The 12540-nt window shown below is 71.8% G+C and carries 13 protein-coding genes; 4 read left to right on the top strand and 9 right to left on the bottom strand.

The window, feature by feature from the left end; genetic code table 11:
* Positions 1–3 precede the first annotated feature (3 nt).
* Genes JI751_RS18575 through hrcA form a run of 3 tightly spaced genes read right to left on the bottom strand, consistent with a single transcriptional unit; the run spans position 4 to position 2945 of the window.
* Positions 4–744, bottom strand: a complete 741-nt coding sequence (locus tag JI751_RS18575) for a 16S rRNA (uracil(1498)-N(3))-methyltransferase (protein WP_201939997.1) — start codon at positions 742–744, stop codon at positions 4–6.
* A 3-nt stretch (positions 745–747) separates the two neighbouring features.
* A complete protein-coding gene (gene dnaJ, locus JI751_RS18570) occupies positions 748–1926 on the bottom strand; it encodes a molecular chaperone DnaJ (protein WP_201939996.1) in 1179 nt (392 codons plus the stop codon).
* Positions 1923–2945: a heat-inducible transcriptional repressor HrcA gene (gene hrcA, locus JI751_RS18565; RefSeq protein ID WP_201939994.1), complete on the bottom strand. Its 1023-nt coding sequence runs from the start codon at positions 2943–2945 to the stop codon at positions 1923–1925. The genes dnaJ and hrcA overlap by 4 nt, the downstream gene beginning before the upstream one ends.
* 81 nt (positions 2946–3026) lie before the next feature.
* On the opposite strand from hrcA, the gene JI751_RS18560 reads away from it, so the two are divergent.
* Both JI751_RS18560 and JI751_RS18555 read left to right on the top strand, forming a co-directional pair.
* A complete protein-coding gene (locus tag JI751_RS18560) occupies positions 3027–3890 on the top strand; it encodes an MBL fold metallo-hydrolase (protein ID WP_201939992.1) in 864 nt (287 codons plus the stop codon).
* 53 nt (positions 3891–3943) lie between these two features.
* The gene (locus JI751_RS18555; RefSeq protein WP_201939990.1) at positions 3944–4318 is read left to right on the top strand and encodes a hypothetical protein; all 375 of its coding nucleotides are present in this window, start codon (positions 3944–3946) and stop codon (positions 4316–4318) included.
* A gap of 140 nt (positions 4319–4458) precedes the next feature.
* Here the strand turns inward: JI751_RS18555 and JI751_RS18550 are convergent, their stop codons facing one another.
* Together JI751_RS18550 and JI751_RS18545 are read right to left on the bottom strand one after the other, a co-directional pair.
* Positions 4459–4764, bottom strand: coding sequence for a hypothetical protein (locus tag JI751_RS18550; RefSeq protein WP_201939988.1), 306 nt, complete (start codon positions 4762–4764; stop codon positions 4459–4461).
* Entirely contained in the window at positions 4764–5024 is a 261-nt protein-coding gene (locus JI751_RS18545) for a hypothetical protein (RefSeq protein ID WP_201939986.1), read from the bottom strand. The genes JI751_RS18550 and JI751_RS18545 overlap by 1 nt, the downstream gene beginning before the upstream one ends.
* Before the next feature lie 46 nt (positions 5025–5070).
* Between JI751_RS18545 and JI751_RS18540 the strand changes: the two genes are divergently transcribed.
* The gene (locus JI751_RS18540) at positions 5071–5919 is read left to right on the top strand and encodes a DUF3097 domain-containing protein (protein ID WP_307814371.1); all 849 of its coding nucleotides are present in this window, start codon (positions 5071–5073) and stop codon (positions 5917–5919) included.
* On the opposite strand, the gene JI751_RS18535 is transcribed toward JI751_RS18540, so the two are convergent.
* The 4 genes from JI751_RS18535 to JI751_RS18520 form a co-directional block, all read right to left on the bottom strand.
* Positions 5903–7729, bottom strand: a complete 1827-nt coding sequence (locus tag JI751_RS18535; RefSeq protein ID WP_201939983.1) for a sensor histidine kinase — start codon at positions 7727–7729, stop codon at positions 5903–5905. The genes JI751_RS18540 and JI751_RS18535 overlap by 17 nt on opposite strands.
* Before the next feature lie 113 nt (positions 7730–7842).
* Entirely contained in the window at positions 7843–9060 is a 1218-nt protein-coding gene (gene hemW, locus JI751_RS18530) for a radical SAM family heme chaperone HemW (protein WP_201939981.1), read from the bottom strand.
* Positions 9061–9139: 79 nt separating this feature from the next.
* Entirely contained in the window at positions 9140–10960 is a 1821-nt protein-coding gene (locus JI751_RS18525) for an AMP-dependent synthetase/ligase (RefSeq protein WP_201939979.1), read from the bottom strand.
* Between the two features lie 171 nt (positions 10961–11131).
* Positions 11132–12064: an aminoglycoside phosphotransferase family protein gene (locus JI751_RS18520; RefSeq protein ID WP_201939977.1), complete on the bottom strand. Its 933-nt coding sequence runs from the start codon at positions 12062–12064 to the stop codon at positions 11132–11134.
* Positions 12065–12087: 23 nt separating this feature from the next.
* Between JI751_RS18520 and JI751_RS18515 the strand changes: the two genes are divergently transcribed.
* Entirely contained in the window at positions 12088–12540 is a 453-nt protein-coding gene (locus JI751_RS18515) for an XdhC family protein (protein ID WP_201939975.1), read from the top strand.

The following is a 12540-nucleotide window of genomic DNA, read 5'->3' as shown; positions in this document are numbered from 1 at the left end:
GGATCAGGCCCAGCGGTCGGTGCGCGACAGCAGGGCCGCGACGGCGACCACGCCGGCGGTCGAGGTGCGCAGCACCTCGGCACCCAGCCGTACGGCCTGCGCCCCCGCGGCGGCGAGGGCGTCGAGCTCCTCGGGCGAGATCCCGCCCTCCGGACCGACGACGACCACGATCCGCCCCGTGGTGGGGACGACGACGGCGCTGAGCGGGTCGGTCCCGTCCTCATGGAGCACGACGGCAAGGTCGGCCTCGGCGACGATGGCTGCGAGGTCGGCGGTCGACGCCAGAGGCATGACGGTCGGCAGCCACGAGCGGCGCGACTGCTTGGCGGCCTCGCGGGCGGTGGCCTGCCACTTGGCGTGGGACTTCGCGGCGCGCTCGCCCTTCCAGACCGCGACGGAGCGCGAGGCGGCCCACGGCACGACGCGGTCGACGCCGACCTCGGTCAGCACCTCGACGGCGAGCTCGCCGCGGTCGCCCTTGGGCAGCGCCTGGACGACGGTGATCGCAGGCTCGGGGCGGTCGTCGTGAGTCACCGACCCGACCGAGACGGCGAACACCCGCTTGCCGGTCGACGCGACCGACCCCGTGACCGAGGTGCCCCGGCCGTCGGTCAGGACGACCTGCTCGCCCTCACGCAGGCGGCGTACGGCGACCGCGTGGTGCGCCTCGTCGCCCGTGACCTCCACGAGCGAGCCGGGCGTCGCGCCGGCCAGTGACTCGACGAGGTGGACCGGCAGGGACACGCGTCAGCCCTGGAAGGCGTCGCGGAGCCGACCGAACATGCCGCGGGTCGGCGCCTCGTTCTGGCCGTCCGGCGACTCCTCGCCGCGGATCGCGGCCAGCTCGCGCAGCAGCTCCTCCTGGCGCGGGTCGAGCCGCGTCGGGGTGTCGACCTTGATGCTGACCACCAGGTCGCCGCGACCACCACGCAGGCTCGGCACGCCGAAGCCGCGGATCACCTGCTCGCTGCCCGACTGGGTGCCGGGGCGGACGTCGAGGTCGTACGTCGTGACCGGCTTCTCGTCGTCCTTGCCGTCGGACTCGGACGGCTTCAGGTCCGCCTCGAGGAGCGGCAGCGTGAGGTGGGTGCCGAGAGCGGCGGCCGTCATCGGCAGGGAGACCGTCGTGTGGAGGTCGTTGCCGTGGCGGGTGAAGGTCGGGTGCGGCTCGACGTGGATCTCGACGTAGAGGTCACCGGCGGGGCCGCCGCCCGGGCCGACCTCACCCTGGCCGGACAGCTGCACGCGGGTGCCGTGGTCGACGCCCGCGGGGATCTTCACGGTCAGGGTGCGGCGCGAGCGGACGCGGCCGTCGCCCGAGCACTCGCGGCAGGGGTCGGGGATGATCGAGCCGTAGCCGCGGCAGGCCGCGCACGGGCGCAGCGTGCGGATCTCGCCGAGGAACGAGCGCTGCACGACGGCGACCTCGCCTTGTCCGTGGCAGGTCTCGCAGGCGATCGGCGACGTCCCGGGGGCCGTGCCCTCGCCGTGGCAGGCCTCGCAGGTCAGCGCGGTGTCGACCTTGAGGTCGCGGGTGACCCCGAAGGCCGCGTCGGCCAGCGCCACGTCGAGGCGGATGAGGGCGTCCTGGCCGCGCCGGGCCCGCGAGCGAGGACCGCGGGAGCCGGTGCCGGCAGCAGCGCCGCCGCCGAAGAACGCGTCCATGATGTCGGTGAACGAGAAGCCCTGGCCGGCGCCGCCGAAGCCCTGGCTGAAGGCGTCGCCGCCCCGGTCGTAGGCCGCCCGCTTCTGCGGGTCGCTGAGCACCTCGTAGGCGCGCGAGACGTCCTTGAAGCGCTCCTGCGTCTCGGGATCCGGGTTGACGTCGGGGTGCAGCTGGCGGGCCAGCTTGCGGTAGGCCTTCTTGACGTCGTCGGCGCTCGCGTCGCGGGAGACGCCGAGGATCTCGTAGGGGTCCTGGGTCACTGGTTTCCTTCATCGAGGATCCGGGACACGTAGCGCGCGACGGCACGCACGGCGGCCATGGATCCGGGGTAGTCCATGCGGGTCGGTCCGACCACGCCGAGGGAGCCGAGGTGGGCGTCCATCGGTCCGTAGCCGGTGGCCACGACGCTGGTCGCGGCGAGCTCGGAGTAGGGGCCTTCGTGGCCGATGCGGACGGTGACGGCGTCGGCGCCCGACTCCCCCAGCAGCTTGAGCAGCACGACGTGCTCCTCCAAGGCCTCGAGGAGCGGGCGGACGGCGGTGTCGAAGTCGCCGTAGCGGGCGAGGTTGGCGGTGCCGCTCACGGCGACGCGCTCATCGCTGCGGTGGTCGGACATCGCCTCGGCCAGCACGGTCACGATCGAGCGGGTGCTGTCGGCCTGCTCGGGGCGTACGGCGTCGGGCAGGTCGCCCAGCGCAGCCGCGGCCGCCGCGATCTGCACCCCGGCCGTGGCGCGGTTGACCGCGACCCGGAGCTCGGCGAGCTCGGCGTCGGCAAGCGCCGTCTCCAGCTCGACGAGGCGCTGCTCGACCCGGCCGGTGCTGAGGATCAGGATCAGCATCAGCCGCGTCGGCGTGAGCGCGACGAGCTCCACGTGGCGGACGGTCGAGCGGGAGAGCGTGGGGTACTGCACGATCGCGACCTGGCGCGTCAGCTGGCTCAGCAGCCGCACCGACTTCTGCACGACGTCGTCGAGGTCGACGGCACCGTCGAGGAGCGTGGAGATCGCACGACGCTCGGCCGTGCTCATCGGCTTGAGGGTGGCGAGCTTGTCGACGAAGAGCCGGTAGCCCTTGTCGGTCGGCACCCGGCCGGCGCTGGTGTGGGGCTGGTGGATGTAGCCCTCCTCCTCCAGCGCCGCCATGTCGTTGCGGACCGTCGCCGGCGAGACGCCGAGGCCGTGCCGCTCGACGAGGGCCTTGGAGCCGACCGGCTCCTCGGTCGCGACGTAGTCCTCGACGATCGCGCGCAGCACGTCGAGCTTGCGGTCGTCGACCACGGGACCTCCTCGCCGGCACTCGTGTCTGGCACTCGTCTGATGGGAGTGCCAACTCTACTAGCAGCCCGTAGGGTCCGACGCATGCCCGACACCACGTCCTGGTTCACCGAGGTCGCGCCACGGGTCTGGGTGGCGCACTACGACTGGATGCACGTCAACATCACCCTGGTCGGCGGCTCCGACGGGCTGCTGATGGTCGACACGCACGGCTCGGCGGAGGCCGCGCGGGTCGTCGCCGACGACGTGCGCCGCCTGGGCGCGGGCCCGCTCACCGGGATCGTCAACACCCACGAGCACTGGGACCACCACTTCGGCAACGCGACCATGGTCGAGCAGTTCGGCGAGATGCCGATCCACGCCACCGAGTGGGCGCGCGACCACATCGAGGTGTCGGCCGGCCACACGTTCGCGCACTACGAGCAGGCCACCGACCACCCGCGCCGCGAGGAGGTCCTCGCGACCACCCTGCACCTGCCGACCCACACCTTCTCCTCCGCCGTCCAGCTCGACCTCGGCGACCGCGCGGTCGAGCTGATCCACCCCGGGCGCGGCCACACCGCGGGCGACCTCGTCGTCCGGGTGCCCGACGCCGACGTCCTGCTCGGCGGCGACCTCATCGAGGAGTCCGACCCGCCGTTCATCGGCGACGACTCCTGGCCACTGGAGTGGCCGACGACCCTGGACCTCGTGATCAGCCTGATGTCGGACGCGACGGTCGTGGTGCCGGGTCACGGCACGGTCGTCGACAAGGACTTCGTGCAGGACCAGCGGGCCGAGATGGGCGTGATCGCCGAGACCATCCGCGACCTCGCCTCCCGCGGCGTACCGCAGTCGCAGGCACTCGCCGAGGGCGAGTGGCCGTGGGACCCCGCCCTGCTGGAGAGCGCTGTGCGGCTGGGCTACGAGCACCTCCCCCGCAGCCAGAAGCGGCTCCCGCTGGTCTGACCCCCACCCCTCCGGGGCTGGCCCGCCTGCTGGGCGCCCGGTAGGACTGGTTCATGAGCGAGAACGCCCCGGATTCCGACAACGACCAGTCGACCGACACCCCGAAGTCCTCGAGCGGCACCAGCGAGGCAGACGCCGACCACACCGGCGGTACGGCCTCGCCCGACGGGGCCACGCTCGGCGGGATCTCCGACGACCAGCTCCCCGACGACCTCCAGCCCGGCGAGGACAATCCGCTGGCGGAGCCGCTCGATCCCGACGCGGAGGAGACCAAGGACCGCGACGAGCTCGAGATGGACGCCACCCAGGAGGACCTGGGGAACCCGCCGGTCGAGTCGTCGAGCGATTCGGACTCGGACTCGGACCCGGACCCGGGTGAGGAAGTGGACGACGAGTCCGACCAGTCCGACGGCCCCGCCGCGGGCTGAGTCACCGAGCACTGGCCCGTGAGTCTCCCAGGGACTCACGGGCCAGAACGGCCGTCCCGGGCCGGCGACACGCCCGGGATGCACCGTGAGTCTCCCCGCGACTCAGGGGCCAGTGCGCAGCACTGGCGCAGGTCAGCGGGCTAGCGCGTCAGCGCGAGGAACGCGATGAACACCGCGTAGCCACCGACGAAGACGAGTGCGATGCCGATGGCGATCACCAGCTCGTAGGACGGGAGCAGGCGGCCGAAGCGGAACCGGTTGTCGTCGGCGTACTCCTCGTAGTGGTTGTGCGAGTCCCGCCAGTTGAGCCAGGCGGCGCTGCGCTCCCACCGGCTCATCTGCTCGCCCGGCTGGTCCCGGCTGGTGAGCTCCTCGGAGACGAAGCCGCTGCGACCGCCGAACGACCTGGCGATCGCGGACTGCTGCGTGGGCCGGTTGCGCGCCATCAGCGGCCCTGGGTCCGGGCGAGCCACACGATGAAGCCGACGAAGCTGGCGGCCACGACCAGGATGATCGCGGCCGAGATGCCGAGGTCGATCCACATCGGCAGCCGCACCGGGCGGAAGACGCCGTCCTCCTCGCCCTGCTCCCGCGTCAGGAGGGCCCGGACCCGCCCCCAGCGGGTCGGGCGCCGCGCGGGTCGGACCGCGGTGACGTGCTGGATGTGCTGGACGTGCTGGTGTGACGTGGTCGCGCGCGTGGTCACGGCGTGGCCTCCCCCGAGATCGTGTGTGGGTGCCTACCGTAGTGCGGTGCCTCTCGATCGCTACGGAACCGACGTCCTTTCGGGTGATTGGAAAGCCCCGCGCAAAGGTCGCGCCGTGGAGGTGCCGACGGAGATCGGCATGGTCGTCGAGGAGGTCACCACCGACTGGTGCGGCGAGGTCGTCGCCGTCGACCGCGACATCGACACGCTCACGCTCGAGGACCGCCGCGGCAAGCGGCGTACGTTCCCGCTCGGCCCCGGCTTCCTGATCGAGGGCAAGCCGGTCATCCTCACCCGCCCGGTCCGGTCGGGCGCGCCCGCGGCCCCCACGCGTACGGCGTCCGGGTCGGTCGCCGTGCAGGGCGCCAAGGCCCGGGTCGCCCGGGCCAGCCGGATCTTCGTCGAGGGCCGTCACGACGCCGAGCTGGTCGAGAAGGTGTGGGGCGACGACCTGCGGATCGAGGGCGTCGTCGTGGAGTACCTCGGCGGTGTCGACGACCTCGCCGACCACCTGCGCGACTTCCGTCCCGGCCCCGACCGCCGTGTCGGCGTCCTCGTCGATCACCTCGTCCCGGGGTCGAAGGAGGCGCGGATCGCGCAGGGCATCGCCCGCTCCCCCGTCGGCAAGCACGTGCTGGTCGTCGGTCACCCGTTCATCGACGTCTGGCAGGCCGTGAAGCCCGACCGGCTCGGCATCGCGACGTGGCCCTCGGTCCCGCGCGGCATCGACTGGAAGACCGGCACCTGCCAGCAGCTCGGCTGGCCGCACCGCGACCAGGCCGACATCGCCCGCGCCTGGAAGCACATCCTCGGCCGCGTCACGTCCTACGCCGACCTCGAGCCCGCCCTCCTCGGCCGGGTGGAAGAGCTCATCGACTTCACGACCCAGCCGTAGCACCAGCAGCTGTCGGCGCATCCCCGGCCGCGGGCAGGATCACCGTCATCGTCGTCCCGGAGTCGAGCTCGCTCTCCACCTCGAGGCGGCCACCGCAGCGGCTGAGGATGCGCCGGACGATGGCCAGGCCCAGGCCCGTGCCGGCACGCCGGACCGCGTCCGGGTTGGTCGAGCGGAAGAACTCCTCGCTCAGGCGCAGCTGGTCCTCGGCGGAGATCCCAATGCCGTCGTCGGCGCAGGAGAAGACCACGTGACCGTCGTGCGCCGCCAGTGACACTCGCACGGTTCCTCCGGCCCGGGCGTACTTCACCGCGTTGCTGATCAGGTTCGCCATCAGGCGACGCAGCTCCTCCCGGTCACCGGCAACCGTCATCCCGCTCCCCCGCGTGGTGCGGTGGAGCGTGACCCCGCCGAGCGCGGCGAGCGCGGCCTCGTCGAGCATGACCTCGTCGAGCAGGCCGCCGAGCTCGACCACCTCGTCGACCGGCGGTGTGTCCGCGCTCTCCAGGCGGCTGAGCATGAGCAGGTTGTCCACGAGCGAGACGAGGCGCGAGGTGCTGCGGTCGAGCACGTCGAGGGACGTGTTCGCGTCGGGACCGAGCGTGCCGTCGTCGTGCAGCAGGTCCACGTGCCCGAGGATGGCGGCCAAGGGCGTCTTCAGCTCGTGCGAGATCGTCGCCACCAGCTGGCGACGGTGGTCGTCGACGCGCCGCAGCTGCTCGACCAGCTGCACCTCGCGCTCGTACGCGCGGGCGCTGAGCAGCGCCCGGCCCAGGTCGTGACCCACGGCGACGGCCCCGTGGCCCTCGCCGATGGTCCAGCGGTCCGCCGCCGAGTCACGGACCACGACCAGGACGCCGATCGGCTCGCCTCCCGATCCCACGGGCACCAGCAACAGCTCGTGCGCCGCGTGGTCCACGAGGTGACCGGCCAGGTCTCGATGATGGGCCCGGTCCAGCTCGTCGTCCCCCCAGACCCGGTCCCGGTCCACGACGACCAACGTCTCCCGGTCCCACGCTCGTCGGCTGGCCTCCTCCACGGCGGTACGCACCTCGTCGGCCCACTCGGCGACGATCCCCGGCCCCGGCGCGAACACGTCGCCGTCGAGAAGGAGGACCTCGACGGACAGGGCGCGGAACCCGACCACCAGGTCGGGATGGACCAGGGTGATCAGGTCGGTGCTGCCCGCGTGTCCGGACGAGGCACGCACCACGGCGCGGGAGAGCTCGTCGAGCCGGGAGCGCCTCGTGAGCTCCTCGCGGTCGACGATCGCGAGGATGGCCAGCAACGACACCTCCAGGCTCTCGGCGATCTCCTGCAGCTCCCCGGCCGGGGGCCGTCGACCGGTGACCGGATCGTCGAGGTGCAGGAGCGCACGCGTGCTGCCCGTCTGATCGACCACGTGCCCCACCAGCATGTCCAGCGGACGCCAGGCATCGGGGTCGGACGACTCGGGTATCTCCGGCACGTAGCCGTAGCCACCCACCGCCACCTGGAGGTCGGGGTCCATGTCCTCCTCCGGCAGGAACACGAACCTGCCGTAGCGGGTCCCGAGCTCCAGGACCTGCTCCACGTGGACGCGCGAGAAGCTGGTGCCCGTACCGACGGCCTCGTAGTCCGACCGGCCGGTGAAGGCGACGAGCTCGAGGAGTCCGTCACCCCGCAGCACCTCGACCCCAGCGACCCGGAACCCGTGGCGACGCCGCGCGTCCACGGCGATGCGGCGCAGCAGGTTCCACGCCTCAGCGCCGCCCCAGCTGCTCGGACGTCCGTGCTCGTCCGGCGTCGTCATGCCGTCGTCACTGACCATGCTGCTCCCCGTTGTTGCCCGGGGAAAGCGTGCCATCCGCTTCGCAGATTGGCACGGCTTCACCCAGATCCCGTGGAGCCTCTCGGGAACCTGGGGGCGGCGACCGCGACCGCTCAGTCGACGAGGTCGCGCACGATCGCGTCGGCGAGCAGCCGGCCGCGCAGCGTGAGGACCAGTCGCTCGGCGACGAGGTCGACGAGCCCGTCGGCGACCAGGCGCGCGATCTGCGAGCGGCCGTGGGCGTCGAGCGCGGTGACCGGCAGCCCCTCGACGAGCCGGATCTCGAGCAGGATCCGCTCGACCTTCTGGTCGCGGTAGCCGAGGACCTCGCGGGCCAGCGCGGGTGAGACGCCGCGCGCCAGCCTCTCGGCGTACGCCGCCGGGTGCTTGACGTTCCACCACCGCGTCCCGCCGACGTGCGAGTGGGCGCCGGGCCCGACGCCCCACCAGTGGCCACCGGTCCAGTAGAGCTGGTTGTGCCGGCACCAGTGGTCGGGCGAGCTCGCCCAGTTGGAGACCTCGTACCACCCGAGGCCCGCGGCCGAGAACCGCTCGTCGGCCAGCAGGTACTTGTCGGCGAGGTCGTCCTCGTCGGGCATCGGCAGCTCGCCGCGCGCGACCTGGCGCCCCATCGCGGTGCCCTCCTCGACGATGAGGGAGTACGCCGAGACGTGGTCGGGCTCGCAGGCCAGCGCCGTGTCCACCGACGTCTCCCAGTCGGCGATCGACTCGCCGGGCGTGCCGTAGATGAGGTCGAGGCTGACGTCGTCGAAGCCGGCCTGCCGCGCCCAGTCGACGACCGCTGGCACGCGCATCGGGTCGTGGGTGCGGTCGAGCGTGCGCAGCACGTGGTCGACGGCCGACTGCATGCCGAAGCTGATCCGGTTGAAGCCGGCCGTGCGCAGCTCCTCGAGGTCCCACGCGGCGACGCTGTCGGGGTTGGCCTCGGTGGTGATCTCGACGTCGTCGGCCAGTCCGAACTCGGCCGCCGCGCTGGCCAGGACCGCCCCGAGGTCGGCCGGCTTCAGCAGGGTCGGCGTCCCTCCGCCGAAGAAGATCGTGTCGATGGTGACGTCGCGGTGGCCCAGCACGTGGCGGGCGAAGCGGATCTCACCGATCGCCGCCTCTGCGTACGACGACCGGCTGGCGCCGACCTCGTCGCCGAGCTCGTGAGCGGTGTAGGTGTTGAAGTCGCAGTAGCCGCAGCGCACGCTGCAGAACGGCACGTGCACGTAGAGGCCGAACGGCTTGCGGCCGAACTCCGCCCACGACTCGTCGGGGAGCAGGCCGTCCTCGGGCGCGACGTCGCCGTCGGGTTGAGCGGGGGGCACGGTCGTCATCCAACCACGCAGACGCGCCGCGGGGGCCAGTGGTCACCCACCGGCCCCCGCGCGTGTCCTACGTGGTGCGTCAGGCGTACATCTCGTCGATCAGCGCCTTGTGGTTCTCCTCCACGACGTTGCGCTTGACCTTCATCGAGGGGGTGAGCTCACCGGACTCGATGGTGAGGTCGTGGTCGAGGAGCTTCCACTTCTTGATGGTCTCCCAGCGGTTGAGCTTGGCGTTGAGCTCGTCGACGTAGTTGCTGACCATCGTGTGCACCGCGTCGCTCTGGACGACCTCGGTGTAGGACTTGCCCTCCATGCCGTTCTCGGCGGCCCAGCCGGCCATCGCGTCGGGGTCGAGGGTGATCAGCGCGACGACGTAGTTGCGCTCGTTGCCGAAGACCATGAACTGGCCGGCGTAGGGGCAGATCGCCTTGAACTTCGACTCGATCGCCGGCGGGGCGATGTACTTGCCGCCGGAGGTCTTGAAGAGCTCCTTGATGCGACCGGTGATGGTCAGGTAGCCGTCGGCGTCGAGCGAGCCCTTGTCGCCGGTGTGCAGCCAGCCGTCGGAGGTCAGCGTCTTGGCCGTCTCCTCCGGGAGGTTGTGGTAGCCCTCCATGACGTGCGGGCCGCGCAGCATGACCTCGTCGCCCTCACCGATCTTGACCTCGCTGCCGGGCAGCGCGGGGCCGACGGTGCCGATGCGGTTGCGGTCGGGGTGGTTGACCGTGCCGCCGGCGGAGTTCTCCGTCATGCCGTAGCCCTCGAGGATCACGATGCCGGCGGCGTTGAACCACTCGGCGATCTCCCGGTTGAGGGCGGCGGAGCCGGAGATGAAGAAGCGCACGCGTCCGCCGAAGCGCTCGCGCACCTTGCTGAAGACGAGCTTGTCGAAGAGGCCGTGCTGGACCTTGAGCGGCAGCGGGACCGACTTGCCCTCGCGCTTGAGCCGGTCGACCTCGAGGCCGACCGCGAACGCCTTGTGGAAGATCTTCTCCTTGGCGCCGCCCTCGGCCGCCTGCATCGTCTGGATCCGGCCGTAGGCCTTCTCGAAGATGCGCGGTGCGGCGCCCATGAACGTCGGCTTCACCGCGGCGCAGTTGTCGACGATCTTCTCCACGCGACCGTCGACCGCGGACGCGAAGCCGCAGGCGAGCTGGGTGGAGAGGAGCACCTTGCCGAACGAGTGGGCCATCGGCAGCCAGAGGAACTGGAGGTCGGACTCGTCGAGGATCTTCTGCGCCTTGATGGCCTCGCCCTCGTAGACCCAGGACTTGTGGCGCAGGCGGACGCCCTTGGGGCGGCCGGTCGTGCCGGAGGTGTAGATCAGGGTCGCGAGCTGGTCGGGGCTGACCGCCTCGGACGCCGTCTTGACGACCTCGGGGTCGTCCGCGAGCTTGGCGGCACCCAGCTCGGCGAGGTCGTCGAGCGTGATGACCCAGTCGCCGTCGGCCTTGCCGTCGAAGGTGACGACCTTGGTGATGTGCGGGAGCTCGGCGCGGTGGTCGGTGAGCTTCTTGATCTGGTCGTCGTCCTCGGCGAAGACCACACGGCTCTCCGAGTCGCCGAGGATGTAGGCCACGTCCTCCGCGTTGGTGCTCGGGTAGACGGTGGTGGTGGCGCCGGCGGCGCACATCACCGCGAGGTCGGCCAGGATCCACTCGTAGCGGGTGCCGGAGGCGATGCCGACGCGCTGCTCGGGCTCGATGCCCAGCGCGATCAGGCCGGCGGCGAGGGCCTCGACCTTGTCGCCGACCTGCTTCCAGGTGACGGACTCCCAGGCCTCCCCACGCGGGAACCGGAAGGCCTCGGCGTCCGGCGTCTTGGCGACGCGGCCGAAGAACTGGACGGCCACGTTGGCCGGCATGGTGTCGAGGAAGGCCGTGTCGATGGTGGTCGGCATCTGTTACCTACTCATTCGTCGGAGCGTGGCGCGACAGCGCCACACAGCGGGGGGATGCGGCTGACTTGGGCTGTAACCTAGATCACTTGCGTTACCGGGTGGTAGCAATCTCGGCGTTTTGTCCCGAATCCGCCCGCAGGATGCGACTTTCGGAGCAACGGGGCGGCCGGTTCAGTCCTGCACGGCCTTCACGATCGCGATGCAGCGGGTGATCCAGTCCCGCTCGTCGGCGTCGAGGTCCCGACCGGCGCGCCGGGCGTCCTGCACCGACCAGCCGGCATTCACCACCATGCGTACGACGACCCAGTCCCGCGCCCGGTCCTCGTCGAGCCCGGCCGTGTCGACGAGCGCGTGGAACCTCCGCCGCAGGCCGTCGCGCACCGACCCGACCGCGCCCGGACCGCTGAGCTCGTCCATCCGGTTCCACAGCATCGGCGCAGGCTCGTAGTGCGCGTCGCCCGCCATCGGCTTGGGGTCGATGGCCACCCACTCCCCTGCGGCGTCGGCCATCACGTTGGCGTAGTGCAGGTCGCCGTGGACCACCACCATCGGGCGCTCGTCGGCGAGCAGGTCGGGCCCGAGGCTCAGCGCCTGCTCGACGTAGCGCCGCGGGACCGGGATGTCGCGGCCGAGCTCGTCGAGCTCGCGGAGCGATCGCTCCACGTACGACGACACGGAGGCGAGCTGCGGGAGTGCGGGGATGTGGAGGCGACCGTAGAGACCGCCCACGACCTCGCAGGCCTCGACGTCCCAGATGTCGGCGAGGTCGGGGCCGGGCAGCCAGTCGAGGAGCATCGCGCGGCGGCGCGGGTCGGCGCGGCGCAGCCTGACGGCGCCACGAGCCGACCAGTGCTGGAGCGCCAGCGCCTCGTGCAGCGACTCGTCGTCGCCGTCGAAGGTCACCTTCAGGGCACCGGGTACGCCGTCGGCGTCGACGACCGGGACGACGAGCGAGCAGTAGCCGTGGAGCGAGGGTCCCGTCTGCTGGAGGTGCCACTCGTCGACGAGGTCGGCACTCTTGCGCGGCAGCCGATCGAGCCAGGCCGCCCAGTCGGCGCCCAGGTCGGCCCGGGACAGGAGTCCCTTAGGGATGGTGACAGGCACTCCTTGACCCTAGGGTGAGGGTCGTGAGCGAGCGGCAGCAGTCGTGGATCCCGGAGCCGGTGCAGCGGGGGCGGGTGGTGGTCCTCAGTGACAACCCCATCGCCCGGTGCATCGCGGCGATCGCGTCGACGGTCGGGCGCACCGTGCTGGTCGAGTCCGCGGACGACGGCGGACCGGGGCTCCACCTGCAGCCGGGCGACGCGGTGGTGCTGTGCGACCACGACGCCCCGGACGCTCCGGCGGTGCTGCGGGCCGCCCTCGCGTCGGAGGCGGCCTACGTCGCGATGATGGCGAGCCGGAGCCGGGCTGCCGGGCTCGTCGAGGAGCTGGTCGCGGAGGGCGTCGACGTCAGCAAGCTGCACGTCCCCGCCGGTCACGACCTCGGGGGCAAGGCGCCCGGCGAGATCGCGTTGTCAGTGGTCGCCGAGATCGTCGCCGAGTCCTACGGCCGCTCGGGCGGAGCGATGCGCGGCTGA

Origin of the sequence: Nocardioides baculatus (genome assembly GCF_016735675.1) — a bacterium.
Lineage (GTDB): Bacteria > Actinomycetota > Actinomycetes > Propionibacteriales > Nocardioidaceae > Nocardioides > Nocardioides baculatus.
Note: the sequence above shows the minus strand (reverse complement) of the source record. Positions and strands in the feature narration are given on the sequence as shown.

Bases quoted from the DNA above. Each gene is read 5' to 3' on its own strand.
- JI751_RS18560 (WP_201939992.1), top strand. From the start codon at position 3,027: ATGCCCGACACCACGTCCTGGTTCACCGAGGTCGCGCCACGGGTCTGG.
- JI751_RS18555 (WP_201939990.1), top strand. From the start codon at position 3,944: ATGAGCGAGAACGCCCCGGATTCCGACAACGACCAGTCGACCGACACC.
- JI751_RS18550 (WP_201939988.1), bottom strand. From the start codon at position 4,764: ATGGCGCGCAACCGGCCCACGCAGCAGTCCGCGATCGCCAGGTCGTTC.
- JI751_RS18535 (WP_201939983.1), bottom strand. From the start codon at position 7,729: ATGGTCAGTGACGACGGCATGACGACGCCGGACGAGCACGGACGTCCG.
- JI751_RS18525 (WP_201939979.1), bottom strand. From the start codon at position 10,960: ATGCCGACCACCATCGACACGGCCTTCCTCGACACCATGCCGGCCAAC.